This window comes from Cupriavidus yeoncheonensis (assembly GCF_905397275.1).
Lineage (GTDB): Bacteria > Pseudomonadota > Gammaproteobacteria > Burkholderiales > Burkholderiaceae > Cupriavidus > Cupriavidus yeoncheonensis.
The window spans coordinates 256,928-271,482 of sequence record NZ_CAJPUY010000004.1; the positions used below are offsets into that span (position 1 = coordinate 256,928).

Below are 14,555 nucleotides of genomic sequence, written 5' to 3' on the forward strand. Positions count from 1 at the left end.
GGATTGCCTTGGCCCGGGCACCCTCCTACACTCCCTCCTCGATGCGGCCGCGAGTGCCGCACGCGCCCTATCGAGGAGACAATCCATGACCTTCACGCTGTTGCAGCGCGCCATCGTGGCCTGCGGCGCCCTCGCCCTGCTGTCGACCGCGGCGCAGGCCGCCGAACCCGTCAAGGTCGGCCTGATCGCCCCCTTCTCCGGCAGCTTCGCCGACTACGGCAAGCAGATGGAGGCCGGCGTCAAGGCCTACCAGTCGCTCCATGGCGATACCGTGGCGGGCCGCAAGGTGCTGGTCATCATGAAGGACACCACGGGCCCGGTGCCCGACGTGGCCAAGCGCCTCGCGCAGGAACTGGTGGTGCGCGACAAGGTCGACATCCTGGCCGGTTTCGGCCTGACGCCGGAGGCCCTGGCGGTTGCGCCGGTCGCCGAACAGGCGAAGAAGGCGATGGTGATCTTCAACGCGGCCTCGTCGGTCATCACCACCAAGTCGAACTACATTGCGCGCGTGTCGATGACGCTGCCGCAGATCTCCGCGCCCATGGCAACCTGGGCGGTGAAGAACAATGTGCGCAAGGTGGTCACGCTGGTGGCCGACTACGCGCCCGGCATCGATGCCGAGACCGCGTTCAAGACCAACTTCATCGGCGGCGGCGGGCAGGTCATTGAGTCGATCCGCGTGCCGCTGCGCAACCCGGAGTTCGCGCCATTCATCCAGCGCATCAAGGACGCCAGGCCTGAGGCGGTATTCCTGTTCCTGCCGGCTGGCGAGCAAGGCGTGGCCTTCATGAAGGGCTTCCGCGAGCGCGGGCTGGCCGAGGCCGGCATCCGCGTGATCGCCACCGGCGACCTGACCGACGACCACGTGCTGCCCGCCATGGGCGACTCGACGCTGGGCGTGATCACCTCGTTCCACTACTCGATGGCGCACGACTCGCGCGAGAACAAGGTGTTCCTGAGCGCCTATTCCGCCGCCAACCCCGGTGCCGGCCGCCCGAATTTCATGGCAGTGGCAGCCTATGACGGCATGGCCGCGATCTACGAGGCGCTGAAGAAAACCAATGGCGCGACCGATGGCGACCAGATCATCGGCGCGCTCAAGGGCATGAAGATCATGAGTCCGCGCGGGCCGATCATGATCGATCCGGCCACGCGCGATATCGTCCAGACCGTCTACATCCGCAAGGTGGAGAAGCGCGGCAGCGAGCTGTACAACATCGAGTTCGACAAGTTTGCCGACGTGAAGGACTCGGGCAAGTAAGACCCCGCCACCCCGGGCGCCGGTTCCGGGATCGCGCCGCTCAGGGCACCCACCCTCAGGGCACCCACCAGTAGCGCGTGAGATGGAAGAACACCGGGGCGGCGAACACCACCGAATCCAGGCGGTCCAGCATGCCGCCGTGGCCCTCGATCATGTGGCCCCAGTCCTTGATGCCGCGGTCGCGCTTGATCGCCGACATGACCAGGCCGCCCAGGAAGCCCATCAGGGCGATCACCAGCGCGATCGCGCCGGCCTTCCAGGGCGAGCCGTACGGCGTGATCCACCATAGCGATGCCCCCAGCGCCGTCGCGCTGGCCACGCCGCCAATAAAGCCTTCGACCGTCTTGGACGGCGACAGCAGCGGCGCGATCTTGCGCTTGCCGAGCAGCTTGCCCCATACATACTGGAGTACGTCGCTGCCCTGCACCACGATCACCAGGAATGCGATCAGCAGCAGGTTGCGGTCCTCGTAGCCGGGAATCGGCAGCGTGAGCAGCGCCGGCACGTGCGAGATGCAGAACACGCAGATCATCACCGCCCACTGCACGCCCGCGCAGCGTTCGAGAAAGCGCGTGGTCTCCGCAGACAGCGCCGACAGGATCGGCAGGATCAGGAACGCATACACCGGGATAAAGATCGAGAACAGCCCGTACCAGCCAATGTAGACCAGGATGTACTGGCACGGCAGGAAGACAAAGAACGCGGCCACCATGGCGCGATGGTCACCGCGCCGGGTCGCCGTAATCGTGATGAATTCGCGCAGCGCATAGAACGACAGCAGGCAGAACAGCACGATGACCGCCGTGCGCCCCATGGCGAAGGCAATGCCGAGGATCGCCACCATCCACCACCATGCCGATACCCGCGCCGCAAGGTTGTCGATGACCGCATGGGGCGCGCCGCCCGCCACGCGCCAGCGCAGCAGCGCGGTCACCAGCGAGGCCAGCAGCAGCACGCACAGCACCCCGCCAAACAGCACGCGGGTGTCGTGGATAGCCTGGATACTTGACATGGCTTTACTCCAGCGCCGGCGCCAGCGCGAGCAGTTGCTGCCGGCAGCGGGACAGGAAGGATTCTTTCGGTTCTTCGGGCTGCAGCCGCAGCGGCGTGCCAAAGGTCACGGTGCACAGCAGCGGCACGGGGATGACCTCGCCCTTCGGCATCACGCGGTTGAGGTTGTCGATCCACACCGGCACGAACTCGATGTCCGGGCACGCCCGCGCGAGATGGAACACGCCGCTCTTGAACGGCAACAGCCGTTCGTCGGTGGTGTTGCGCGTGCCTTCGGGAAAGAGGATCAGCGAGGCGCCGGCGCGCAGCGCCTGCTCCATCCGGGCCACCGGGTCCGGGGCGGTGCCGTCGCGCCCGCCGGTGCGGTCGATCAGCAGGGCGCGGAAGACGTCGCGGCCGATAAAGCGCCGCACCGGCGAGGCTTCCCAGTAGTCCGCGCCGGCCACGGGCCGCGTCACCGCCCGCAGATCGGGTGGCAGGCAGCCCCAGATCAGCACGAAATCGCCATGGCTGCTGTGGTTGGCAAAGTAGACGCGCTGCACGGCAGCGGGCATGCAGCCGTTCCAGCGCGCCTGCATACCGGTCAGCATCTGTGCAAACAGGATGATGGCGCGCGCCACCAGTCGTGAAAGCCAGGTCATGGCGAAGTCATCTCAATAGCAGCAAAAGGAGCGCGAGCAGCAACTGCGCCGCCGCGAGTGCGCCAGCGAGCTTCAGGAAACGCAGCGTCGCACGCGAGCGCTCCGCCAGCGAGCGGCCCGCACGCCCGGGCGCCTGCCAGCCCAGGGCGGACAGCGCCTGGTCGAGCGCATCAGGATCGGCGGCGTCCGCCGAGACCGCGAGCGCCTCGAACAGGCGACGGTCCAGCTCGATACGGACCAGCAGCCAGAGCTGCGCCGCGCCGACGATGGCGGCCACCAGCCCGAGGATCAGGTAGACCAGCGCAGCCGGCGCGAACAGTCCGGCGAGCATCAGGTTGGCCATGGCCAGGACCAGGCCGGCGCCATTCAGCCGCGCGGCTGCGTGCATGGCGCTGGCGGTGATACGCGCGATCCAGGCCTCGGTGCCGGGCGCGGGGCGGGAATCGGCTTCAGTCAGCATGGGCGGCTCCTTCCGAATCGGGAACCTGCTGGCCGCCTGCGGCGGCTTGCAGGAAGCGCGTCAGGGCCGCCACGCTCGGCGGGCCCAGCACCACCGCGGGACGGCTTTGCCGCAACCGGGCCAGCACCTGCTGCGGATCACGCAGTTGCGCGTGCGCGCCCAGCCATGCCGCCGCGACCAGCGCGCTGCGCGAGTAACCCAGGGCACAACTGACCAGCACCGTACGCCCTTCCTGCCGCCAGCGCCCGATGGTCTCGACGCCGGCATGCAGTTGCGCCTGCGATGGCACGGTCAGGTCCAGCACGGGTATGCAGCGATACGAGACGCCTGTCACCAGCCGAGGCAGTTCCGCGCTGAGGTCGAGCACGGCATCCGCCCCGGACTCGCGCAGCTCGGCCGCGCCGGGCAGGCGGCCGATCCAGACGCCATCGGCCAGCCGGCTGACCGCAGGCTGGCGCCGTGTCCACCAGCGCGAGTTGGCGAAGGCGCCGAGCACATAGGGCCACAGCACCCACCAGGCCGACATCGGCAGGGTGCCATCCGCGCGCTTCTGGAATGCCCCCGGCCTGCCGGCGCGGTAGATCATGGCCACGCAGCCCAGCGCGATGGCCGCCCACGCCAGCAGGAACCCTGCCACGACCGACACGCTCAAGGCCGCCGCGGAGGCCAGCACCAGCAGCCCCGCCGCCAGCCCGTAGCGGCGCGCAAGGCCGACATCGGGAGTGCCAGCCGCCGCCCCGGCTGGCACGGGCGGAAAGGCGAACACGCATAGCCACCCGACCAGCCAGCCGGTCGGGAGGTCGATGAAATGGTGCTGGTAGGTCGTCAGCACGGATACGCCGATCAGCGCGAACCACAGGTGCAGCAGCCAGCGCCAGCCGCCACGCAGGTGCGTGGCATAGGCAACCCAAAGGATCACGAGCAGGCTGATATGCAGCGACGGCGCCTGGTTGAACGGCTTGTCAAACCCGCCGAGCAGTGTGAAAAGCCGCCCCGGCAACCCGTCCGCTTCGGGACGTGCAAAGGCGAAGCGCAGAGGAAACGCGATGAAGCATGCGACCGAGACGAGCTGGGCCGCCAGCAGCCGCTTCACGTGGGTCAGCAGGCCCGCGCGGGTCGGCCAGAGGAAGAACGAGATGCCGTAGAGCAGGTCGATCGACCAGTACGGCACGATGGTCCACGGCACGAACGGGATCCCGCGCTCCCAGCCGAAGTGGAAATACGGTACGTCCGCGCGCTGGCTGGCCAGCCAGTTGGCCAGGCCGTAGCTGGAGAAGAACAGCACACCCATGCCGGCGAGCAACCCCAAAGCCAGGCCCCAGGGCCGGCCCGGCGCGGGCACCGGAGTCCTCTCCAGCGCCGCGGGGCCATAGTGTGCGCCGTCGCCCTGCATCAGCTGCCCTCGCCTTTCCTGCGCGCCAGGCTGACCGTGAAGATGCCCCACGGGTCGATGCGCTGGGCGAGCTTTTCGAAGCCGGCGTCGCGGACAAGCTCGTCCATCTCGGCCTGCGAGCGGCGGCGCATCACCCACGCCGATCCGGCACGGTGGCTGGTCAGCGCCCGCGCGATGAACTCGAGCTGGGGATGCCACGGCTGCCCCGTATAGACCAGGTAGCCGCCCGGCCGCACCGCCCGCGCCAGCCCGCGCAGCGAGCGGCCGACCAATTCGTTGTCGCCGAACAGCTCATACAGGCCGGAGACGATGGCCAGCGTGGGTTCCGGGTCGAGCGCGGCGAGGCTTTCCGCATCGAATGCGTCGCCCTTCTCGAAGCGCGCAATCGGATCGAGCCCCTTGCGGCGGATCAGGTTCCGTCCCTGTTCGACATTGATGTCGCTGTAGTCGCGCAGCAGGATGCCCTCCACCGCGTTCCCGTCGATGCTGCCGCGCTGCGAAGTCAGGGCCTCCAGCACGTAGCGGCCGTGGCCGGCCGCAATGTCGACGATGCGCACCGGGGCGCCCGCGGCCTGCAGGCGGTGGATGGCCGCGCCGATCAGTTCCTCCACATGCAGCTTGCGCTGCCGGATGCCGCGCCAGCCGATGGCGTCCAGGTAGTTGCGGTCCATGACCCGGCCAATGCCGAAACGGCCCGTCGCCTGGTTGCGGTAGACATAGTCCAGCGTCGAACCCGAATCGAAGCCGGTCTGGTGGCCCAGACGAACGCCTTCGGACAGCATGCCGCCCAGGCGCAGGCCGGCGCGCACGGTCCCCCAGTAGATTCCGGCGGGGCTTGCCGCCGTCAGCGGTGCGGCCAGCCGGTCGGACTCTTCCTTGAAGGGCCCGCGGCGGTCGGCTTCAAGCAGCGACACAGGCGCCGACGGCATGTCGAATTCGCGGACGATGAAATTCCGCGCCGCGGCCACGGCGGATGCCCGGTCACGCTCGCCGAGCGTATCGTGATAGAAGCCGTCGAGGACGATGCGCTCCTTCACGCGCGAGCCCAGGCGCTCGAAGAACGCGTCCTGCGGACCGCGATGCACGACCCAGTCCGCGCCGGAAATCAGCAGTTGCGTGGGTACGGTGATGGCGCCGGCATCGGCCACCACGCGCTCGCCGGCGTCATAGAGGTCGAGCAGCATGTTGACGGCGATCGGCCGCGTGATCAGCGGATCGGCGTCGTAGCTGGCCACGCGCTGCGGATCGTGCGTCAGGAACTTCGCCTTGACGTAGCTGTTGACGAAGAACTTGCCGCGCAGCCGATGCATCAGCTTCAGGCCCGGCCGCGCGAACGGCACATAGAGCTTGACCCGGAACGCCGGCGAAGCCGCGACCAGGCAGCGGATGCGTGGCGCGTAGTCGTGCACCCAGGTCGCGGCCAGCACTGCGCCGACACTTTGGGCCACCACGGCCATGCGTTCCGCGCCAATGCCGTGTGCCGCCTCGATGTGGTCGACGAAGGTCTGGATGTCGCGCACCGAACAGGCAAGCCCCGGGCTGTAGCCGCGCTCGCCCGGCGAGCGTCCGTGGCCACGCGCGTCCCAGGCAAAGAAGTCGTGGTCCGGCAGGTTCAGTTCATCCACCAGATGCGCGACGCGGCCGGAATGCTCATGCCCGCGATGAAACAGCAGCACGGCCCCGCGCGGCGCCGCGCCCACGGACGGCCAGTGCCGGTAGAACAGTTCCTGCCCGTCATGGGTGGCAAAGCGCGATTCGATCGGGGTACGTTCCACGCGGTGCGTCTCCACAGGTCAGAAAGCCGGCCGGCGGGCCTGGCTCTCGCGAGCCTCCCGCACGCCGCGGCGTACGCGGTTGATGATGGTCACCACGGACAACAGCGACAGCAGTATCCAGAACCAGTGCCCGTACGGCCCGAGGCCCAGCCCGCAGCCCACCCAGAGTCCAAGCGCGCCCAGGACCAGCGCGCGATCGCTCTTGCCGAGCGGCCCGTCATAGCGCCGGCTGGCGCCCGCCAGCGGCCCGATCAGCCCCGCGCACTCGGCCACCACGGCCAGGATGGCAAACAGCATGACCTCGCCGCCCGACGACGGCATGGCCCAGGCGAAGGGGATGGTCAGCGCCAGATCCGAAACGATGTCGCCGAGTTCGTTCAGGTACGCGCCCAGCACGCTCTGCTGCCCGTGTTCGCGCGCGAGCATGCCGTCGATCGCGTTCAGCGCCATCCGCACGAACAGCCACAGCGGCATCAGCAGGAACACGCCGGGCAGCCAGGCCAGTCCGCCCGCCAGCGCGCCGACAACCAGCGAGCCGGCCGCCGCCGCCAGCGTGACCTGGTTGGCCGTCGCGCCCGACTCGGCAAGGCGCTCCACGGTGGGCCGCAGCAAGGCCTGGAACTTCGGTTTGATCTGGTAAAGCGTCATGTTCGGTCTCGGGATCGGATCTGCTGCCGCGTCACGGACTTGCGGGGCGCTGAACTGAACTGGCCGGCACAGACTGCGGAGCATAGCGGCAGATCGGGTTTCCGCAAACCATCGTGACCGTCTTTGATACATTTGCGCCGGCCGCCCGGATCCTCCCACCGCAAGCCGCTACCCGACGCCCATCAGCCGGTCCAGGCGTTCCTTGTCCGCCAGCAGGCCGGTGCTGTCCGACGCATGCGCCACCCTGCCCCGGTCGAGCACCATGGCTTGCCGTGTCATGGCCAGCGCCAGCCGCGCGTGCTGTTCGACCACGATCACCGCCATCCCGCCCTGCCCGATCAGCTTGCCGATCACGCGCTGCAGCTCCTGCACGATGACCGGGGCCAGGCCCTCCATGGGTTCGTCCAGCAGCAGCAAGGCGGGATTGAGCATCAGCGCGCGCGCAATCGCCAGCATCTGCTGTTCGCCGCCCGACAACTGGTTGCCCAGGTTGCGCCGGCGCTCCTGCAGGCGCGGAAACAGTTCGTAGATGCGCGCGAGCGTCCAGTGCCCCGGCCGTGACACCGCGCTCAGGTTCTCTTCCACCGTCAGCGACGGAAACACCCATCGCTCCTGCGGCACCCAGCCAATGCCGGCTTGGGCGCGCTGGTGAGGCGGCAGCCGAGCCAGGTCGCGCCCCTGCCAGCGCAGCGTGCCGCGGCGCACGCGCGTGAAGCCCATCAGCGTGGCGAGCAGCGTGGTCTTGCCCACGCCGTTGCGTCCCAGCAGCGCCAGGCTGTCCCCGGCGTCCAGGGCCAGGTCGATGCCGTCGAGGACCACGGCGTCGCCGTAGCCCGCGCTCAGCGCTTCCACGCGCAGCAGCTCAGGCATGGGCCGACTCCCCAAGGTAAACCTCCTTCACGCGCGGATCGGCGGCGATCTCGGCCGGCGTGCCTTCAGTGAGCACCTTGCCGCCTACCAGCACGGTGATGCGTTCGGCAAAGCGGAACACCAGGTCCATGTCGTGCTCGATAAACACGATCGTGATCTCGCGCGGCAGCGCGGCAATGACCTCGAACAGTTCGGCGCTTTCCGCCGACGGAATGCCCGCTGCGGGTTCGTCCAGCAGCAGGATCGACGGCCGCGTGGCCAGCGCGAGCGCGATCTCCAGCAAGCGCTGCCTGCCATACGGCAGGCGACGCGTCTCCACGTCCGCCTCGCCGTCCAGCCTCAGGCTGGCGAGCACCGCCATGGCTTCGTCCACCAGCGCGCGCTGCGACGCCACCGTGCGCGACCACACGCGCGCCGCCCCGGTGCGCTCGGCCACGGCCAGCACCACCGATTCGAGCACCGTCAGCCCCGGGAACAGGGTATTGATCTGGAAGGTCCGCGTCATGCCCAGGCGCACGCGCGCATGCTGGGGCAGCCGGGTGATGTCCTGTCCGCCAAGCCAGATGCGCCCGGACGTAGGCGCCAGCGCCCCCGCCAGCAGGTTGATGAACGTGGTCTTGCCCGCGCCGTTCGGGCCGATCAGCGCATGGCGCGCACCGGGCGCGAAGCTGAGCGAGATGTCGCTGTTCGCCACGAACGCGCCCCAGTGGCGCGACAGGCCTTCGGTCCGCAAGAGCCCCGTCATTGCGCACCGCCTTCGGGCTGCCGCCCCGCCCGCGCGGCCAGCCGCGCGCGCGCCGTGTCGACCGCGCCCATGACGCCCCCCTTCGCGAACAGCACCATCACCACCAGCATGAGGCCGATCCAGAACTGCCAGTACACCGGATTGATGCCGGCGAGCACGTCCTGGGCAATCATGAACAGCGCGGCGCCGGCCAGCGCCCCGTACAGGCGCCCGGCGCCGCCGAGCACCAGCATGACCAGCAGCTCGGCCGAGCGCGGAAAACCCAGCACGTCCATGCCGACAAACTGGGTCGTCTGGGCCAGCAGCGCGCCCGCCACGCCGGCAATCGCGGCCGACAGCGTGAACACCGTGCGCAGCCGTCGCGGCACATCCGCGCCGAGCGCCGGCATGCGCCGCACGCCTTCGCGCACGCCGCGCAGCGACAGCCCGAACGGCGACTGCGTCAGGCGCCGCAGCAGCAGGAACAGCACGAACATCACCGCCAGGCTGTACAGGTAGGCGGTCTTGCCGGACAGGTCGAACTCGAAGACGCCGAACAGGCGATCCATCGCCACGCCCGAAAGGCCGTCCACGCCGCCCGTCACGAAAGCGGCCTTGTTGGCCGCCTCGAACAGCATCAGGCCGATGCCCAGCGTCACCATCAGCCGCGTCAGGTCACCGCCGCGCACCACCAGGAAGCTGCAGAGCCAGCCGCCCACGCCCGCGATCGCCGCGGCGGCCAGCAGGCCGCTGACCGGTTCGCCCCAGCCATGCGCCGCCAGCAGACCCGCCGTATAGGCACCGAGGCCGAAGAATGCCGCGTGCCCCAGCGAGACCATGCCCGCATAGCCGAGGATCAGGTCCAGCGACAACGCGAAGAGCCCGGTAATCAGGATCTGGCTGCCGAGGATCAGGTAGTCCGGCAACGCAAAGAAGGCCGCCACGGGCAGCAGCCAGAACATGAACTCGGCCGGGTGCCAGCGCCCGTCCGGCAACTTGCGCCGGGCCGGCACCGGCGCGCCGGCTGCCTCGCGGGAGGCCGGGTCCGGGCGCAGCGAACGCATCAGCGTCTTCATGCGCGCCTCCCGTACAGTCCGGCGGGAAACAGGACCAGCAGCAGCACCATCATCGCGTAGATGACGAATGCCCCGACGGCCGGCACGTAGTACTTGCCGGCCACGTCCGCGACACCGAGCACCAGCGCCGCGAGCAGCGAACCCCGGATCGACCCCGCGCCGCCCACGGCGACCACGAGCAGGAAATACACCATGTACTTGAGCGGGAACGCCGGGTCCAGTCCCAGGACATCCACGCCAAGCCCGCCGCCCAGCCCCGCCAGGCCGGAGCCCAGCGCGAACGTCAGGCTGAACACGCGCCCCACGTTGATGCCGAGGCCGCGCGCGGCCTGCTGGTTATCGACGGCCGCCCGCACCTGCGCGCCGAAACGCGTGCGCGCCACCAGCCAGCCAAGCGCCACGGTAATCGCCACCACCACGCCGATCAGGAACAGCCGGTACGCGCCCAGTTCCAGTCCGGCCACGCGCACCTGGCCGCGCAGCGCCTCGGGCAGTTCCACGGGTTGCTGGCCCGGGCCGAACAGGTAGCTCGCGCCGGCCATCGCCATGAAGGTCAGGCCGATGGAAAACAGCACCTGGTCCAGGTGGCTGGCCTGGTAGAGACGGCGATACAGCGTGCGCTCCAGCACCCAGCCCGCCGCCGCCGCGCCCATGAAGGCAGCCGGCAGCGCCAGCAGGAACGGCACGCCTGCACGGTTCATCAGCACCACGGCGACATAGCCGCCCAGCATGGCAAAGGCGCCGTGCGCAAGGTTGATGAAATTCATCAGCCCCATGGTCACCGACAGGCCGACGCTGATCAGGAACAGCAGGCTGCCGTAGGCTAGGCCGTCAAACAGCACGCCCAGAAGACTTGTCATCGTGGTCGGTACCCCCGCTTCGGGAAGCCAGCGTTGAAGGAAAGCACTGCCCCATGTTTACGCGGGCAGCGGCGCGAAGGGCAGGCCGACATAGTTCTCCGCGAGCATGCGCGACGCCGCCTGCGACGCGCATACATAGGCCAGTTCGGCATGCTGCAGCCGCGCCATGAAGGGCGTGTGGTCGTCGAAGCGATGCAGCAACGAGGTCATCCACCATGAGAAATGCTCGGCACGCCAGACGCGCGCGAGGCAGGCTGACGAATACCCGGCGAGCAGATCGTCGCGCCCGTGCTGGTAGTGCATGGCGAGCGCATGGGCCAGGTTGCGCACGTCGGCCACCGCCAGGTTCATGCCCTTCGCGCCGGTCGGCGGCACGATATGCGCGGCATCGCCGGCCAGGAACAGGCGGCCATGCTGCATGGGTTCGGTCACCAGGCTGCGCATCGGCGTGATGCCCTTCTGCAGCACCGGACCTTCGTTCAGGCGCCAGCCGTCGCCGGTCTCCAGCCGGGCGTGCAGTTCGTCCCAGATGCGCCGGTCGGACCAGCCGGCCAGGTCTTCGTCGGGCCGGCATTGCAGGTAGAGGCGCGTGATCTCGGGCGAGCGCATCGAGAACAAGGCAAAGCCGCGCGCATGGCCGGCATAGACCAGCTCATGCGCCGCGGGAGCGGCCCTGGCCAGGATGCCCAGCCAGGCGAACGGATAGGTCCGCTCGAAGACCTGCAGCGCGCCGGGCCGAACCGCCTGGCGCGACACGCCATGCGAGCCGTCGCAGCCGGCGATGAAATCGCACGCCAGCACCTGCCGCTGTCCGCCATGGTCGAACGACACGGACGGCGACTGGCTGTCCAGCCCGTGCAGGGCCACCCGCGAGACTTCGAACAGCAGCGGCGCGCCGCATGCCTGCCGGGCCGCGATCAGGTCGCGCACGACCTCATGCTGCCCGTACACCGTGATGGCGCGACCGCCGGTCAGGCCGCTCAGGTCGATATGGTGGCGCTGCCCGTCGAAGCGCAGTTCGATGCCGTGGTGCACCATGCCCTGCTGGCGCAGCCGCGCGGCGACGCCGGCCTGCTCCAGCAGGTCGACCGTACCTTGCTCGAGTACTCCGGCGCGGATGCGCGCCTCGACATGCGCCTGGGTGCAGTCTTCGAGGATGACGGAGTCGATCCCGGCCCGCTGCAGCAGATGACCCAGCAGCAGCCCGGCCGGGCCCGCGCCGATGATTGCGACCCGGGTACGCATGTTGCCTGTCTCCAGTCCAGTTCTGGGTAAGGTCCGGACCGACCACGCGGGTAAGGTCCAGACCCGACCACGCGGGTAAGGGCCAGACCCGAACACGCCTGGCCACGCTGGGGCCGCCGCGGCCAGTGCGGCCGCCGCACTTTATCGGGCGGATTGTTCCGGCTGTGCGTATTTTTTGCAATCCGGCCCCACCCGGGGTGGGCTGCTTGCGGGAGGCCGGATGCTTTACAAGGCAATCCCGTAGGATTAAGGTCAGTGAGTCCCTTCCGCCTGGAAATCCGTCCATGTCGATCGACCGCCGCTCGTTTCTTGCGCTTACCGCCGGACTGGCCGCAGTGCCCGGCCTTGCGGCCGCCGCCGGCACCGCCGCGGCATCCACGGTAGCGGCACCGATGCGGCGGACCATCCCCGGCACCACCGAGGCGCTGCCCGTGGTCGGCATGGGCACAGCCGACACTTTCAACGTCGGCACCGGTGCGGATGAGCGCGCGCCGCTGGCCGAGGTCATGGGCCTGTTGCTGCGGAACCAGGGCTCGGTCATCGACACAGCGCCCAGCTATGGCAGCGCCGAAGCCGTGACGGGCGACCTGCTGCGCAGCGCCGGCGCGCGCGGCAAGGCCTTCCTGGCCACCAAGGTGTCGGCGCCCGCCGGAGCACCGGCCCAGGCGCAGTGGGCACGTTCGCTGGCCGACCTGCATACCGACAAGGTGGACCTGCTGCAGGTCCACAACCTGATCGACTGGCGCGAAAACCTGCACTGGCTGCGGCAGCTCAAGGAACAGGGCAAGATCCGCTACCTCGGCATCACGCACTATCGCGAGGACGCCCAGGAGGCGTTGGCGCAGATCGTGCGCAGCGAGCGCGTCGACTTCGTGCAGATCAACTATTCGCTCGCGGAGCGCGGCGCCGAGCGCACGCTGCTGCCGCTGTGCCAGGCGCGCGGCGTGGCGGTGCTGATCAACCGGCCGTTCCAGGACGGCCGCATGTTCCGCGCGGTCAAGGACAGGCCGCTGCCGCCCTGGGCCGGGGAGGTCGACTGCAACTCGTGGGGGCAGCTCTTCCTCAAGTTCGTGGTCAGCCATCCGGCCGTCACCGCGGCCATTCCCGCCACCTCCAAGCCGAAGAACATGGCGGACAACCTGGGCGCCGCGCTCGGACGCATGCCGGATGCCGGGCAGCGCGAGCGCATCGCGGCATTGCTCGCGTAGTCCATGGACCACCACCTGCCCCCGGCCGGCGGGCCGCTTGCCCGGCTGCGCCATGGCCTTGGCATCCATCCCGGCGAAACGGGCGCCGTCGTCGCCGGCTTCCTGTTCTTTTTCTGCCTGTTCGCCAGCTATTTCATGCTGCGCCCGGTGCGCGAGACCATGGGCATTGCCGGCGGCGTGAAGAACCTGCAATGGCTGTTCACGGCCACCTTCGTCGTCATGCTGGCCGCCATTCCCCTCTATGGCGCGTGCTGCGCGTGGCTGCCGCGCCGGCGCTTCGTGCCATGGGTCTATGGATTCTTCATTGCCAACCTGGTCGGCTTTGCCCTGGCCACGCGGGCGGTGCCGGACAACGTCTGGCTGGCACGCGTGTTCTATGTCTGGCTGTCGGTCTTCAACCTGTTCGTGGTGTCCGTGGCATGGAGCCTGATGGCCGATGTGTTCCGGCCCGAGCAGGCCCGGCGATTGTTCGCGCTGCTGGCTGCCGGCGCCAGCGCGGGCGGCCTGGCCGGCCCGGTGATGGGCGGCTGGCTGGTGGTGCATATCGGCCTGACCGGCCTGATGCTGCTGTCGGCGGCGCTGCTGGCCGCCACGCTGCCCGGCGTGGGCTGGCTGTTCGGCTGGCGCGGCCGCGCCGGCGCGGGCGTGGCGAAACCTGGCGACGCCGTGGCCGCAGATCCGGCGCATCCTGTCGGCGGCGGACTCTGGGCCGGCCTGTCGCTGGTGATGCGGTCGCGCTACTTGCTGGGCATCAGCCTGTTCGTCATCCTGCTGGCCACGGCAAGCACCTTCCTGTACTTCGAGCAGGCGCGCCTGGTGGCGGAGGCATTTCCGCAGCGTGCGCGGCAGACGCAGGTATTCAGCGCGCTCGACGCCGTCGTGCAGGCGCTGACGATCATCGTCCAGCTGTTCTTTTCGGGTCGCGTGGCGCGGCGCTACGGCGTTGCCGCGCTGCTGACGATGGTGCCGCTCGCCGTGGTCGCCGGATTCCTGCTGCTGGCGATGTTCCCGACCTTCAGCGTGCTGGCGAGCGTGATGATCCTGCGCCGCGTCGGCGAATACGCGCTGCTGCGCCCGGGCCGGGAGATGCTGTTCACCGTGGTGGACCCGGAGACCAAGTACAAGGCCAAGAACGTCATCGATACCGCGGTGTACCGCGCCGGCGATGCCGTGAGCGCGTGGGTCAAGACGGCGGTCGACGCGATTTCCGGCCATGCCGCCGCGGTGGCGCTGACCGGGGCCGCGCTGGCCCTGGGGTGGGCCTTCCTGGGGTGGTGGCTGGGGCGCCGGCATGAACTCCAGCTCCTGCAGGCGGGCCCCGCCCCGGCCGGCTCGACGCGGAGCGCCACGTCGTCATCGGCCGCGCAGCCGCGTTAGCGCGCG

The 14,555-nt window shown here is 69.2% G+C and carries 14 protein-coding genes; 3 read left to right on the forward strand and 11 right to left on the reverse strand.

Annotated elements, in window-relative coordinates; all coding sequences use genetic code 11:
- Positions 1-85 precede the first annotated feature (85 nt).
- Positions 86-1,261 carry an ABC transporter substrate-binding protein gene (locus KHO22_RS07400; RefSeq protein ID WP_211946450.1) on the forward strand — a complete coding sequence of 392 codons (1,176 nt, stop codon included), beginning with the start codon at positions 86-88 and terminating at the stop codon, positions 1,259-1,261.
- A 55-nt stretch (positions 1,262-1,316) separates the two neighbouring features.
- On the opposite strand, the gene KHO22_RS07405 is transcribed toward KHO22_RS07400, so the two are convergent.
- From KHO22_RS07405 to pobA, 11 genes are all read right to left on the reverse strand, one after another.
- A complete protein-coding gene (locus KHO22_RS07405; RefSeq protein ID WP_211946451.1) occupies positions 1,317-2,273 on the reverse strand; it encodes a phosphatidate cytidylyltransferase in 957 nt (318 codons plus the stop codon).
- A 4-nt stretch (positions 2,274-2,277) separates the two neighbouring features.
- On the reverse strand, positions 2,278-2,913 hold the full coding sequence (locus KHO22_RS07410; RefSeq protein ID WP_211946452.1) for a lysophospholipid acyltransferase family protein: 636 nt from the start codon (positions 2,911-2,913) through the stop codon (positions 2,278-2,280).
- Positions 2,914-2,920: 7 nt separating this feature from the next.
- Complete coding sequence (locus tag KHO22_RS07415) at positions 2,921-3,373, reverse strand: hypothetical protein (RefSeq protein ID WP_211946453.1); 453 nt, start codon at positions 3,371-3,373, stop codon at positions 2,921-2,923.
- Positions 3,363-4,766: a phosphatase PAP2/dual specificity phosphatase family protein gene (locus KHO22_RS07420; RefSeq protein ID WP_211946454.1), complete on the reverse strand. Its 1,404-nt coding sequence runs from the start codon at positions 4,764-4,766 to the stop codon at positions 3,363-3,365. Before KHO22_RS07420 ends, KHO22_RS07415 begins: the two co-directional genes overlap by 11 nt.
- The gene (locus KHO22_RS07425) at positions 4,766-6,541 is read right to left on the reverse strand and encodes a bifunctional alpha/beta hydrolase/class I SAM-dependent methyltransferase (protein ID WP_211946455.1); all 1,776 of its coding nucleotides are present in this window, start codon (positions 6,539-6,541) and stop codon (positions 4,766-4,768) included. The genes KHO22_RS07420 and KHO22_RS07425 overlap by 1 nt, the downstream gene beginning before the upstream one ends.
- 18 nt (positions 6,542-6,559) lie before the next feature.
- Positions 6,560-7,189: a CDP-alcohol phosphatidyltransferase family protein gene (locus KHO22_RS07430; protein WP_211946456.1), complete on the reverse strand. Its 630-nt coding sequence runs from the start codon at positions 7,187-7,189 to the stop codon at positions 6,560-6,562.
- 168 nt (positions 7,190-7,357) lie between these two features.
- Positions 7,358-8,059 carry an ABC transporter ATP-binding protein gene (locus tag KHO22_RS07435; protein ID WP_211946457.1) on the reverse strand — a complete coding sequence of 234 codons (702 nt, stop codon included), beginning with the start codon at positions 8,057-8,059 and terminating at the stop codon, positions 7,358-7,360.
- On the reverse strand, positions 8,052-8,804 hold the full coding sequence (locus tag KHO22_RS07440; protein ID WP_211946458.1) for an ABC transporter ATP-binding protein: 753 nt from the start codon (positions 8,802-8,804) through the stop codon (positions 8,052-8,054). Before KHO22_RS07440 ends, KHO22_RS07435 begins: the two co-directional genes overlap by 8 nt.
- On the reverse strand, positions 8,801-9,847 hold the full coding sequence (locus KHO22_RS07445; RefSeq protein ID WP_460483868.1) for a branched-chain amino acid ABC transporter permease: 1,047 nt from the start codon (positions 9,845-9,847) through the stop codon (positions 8,801-8,803). The genes KHO22_RS07440 and KHO22_RS07445 overlap by 4 nt, the downstream gene beginning before the upstream one ends.
- A gap of 8 nt (positions 9,848-9,855) precedes the next feature.
- Entirely contained in the window at positions 9,856-10,719 is an 864-nt protein-coding gene (locus tag KHO22_RS07450; RefSeq protein ID WP_211946460.1) for a branched-chain amino acid ABC transporter permease, read from the reverse strand.
- A 57-nt stretch (positions 10,720-10,776) separates the two neighbouring features.
- Complete coding sequence (gene pobA / locus KHO22_RS07455) at positions 10,777-11,964, reverse strand: 4-hydroxybenzoate 3-monooxygenase (protein WP_211946461.1); 1,188 nt, start codon at positions 11,962-11,964, stop codon at positions 10,777-10,779.
- Between the two features lie 284 nt (positions 11,965-12,248).
- Here pobA and KHO22_RS07460 point away from each other — a divergent pair, with 284 nt between their 5' ends.
- Complete coding sequence (locus KHO22_RS07460) at positions 12,249-13,172, forward strand: aldo/keto reductase (protein ID WP_211946462.1); 924 nt, start codon at positions 12,249-12,251, stop codon at positions 13,170-13,172.
- A gap of 3 nt (positions 13,173-13,175) precedes the next feature.
- Complete coding sequence (locus KHO22_RS07465) at positions 13,176-14,549, forward strand: NTP/NDP exchange transporter (protein WP_211946463.1); 1,374 nt, start codon at positions 13,176-13,178, stop codon at positions 14,547-14,549.
- Positions 14,550-14,555 lie beyond the last annotated feature (6 nt).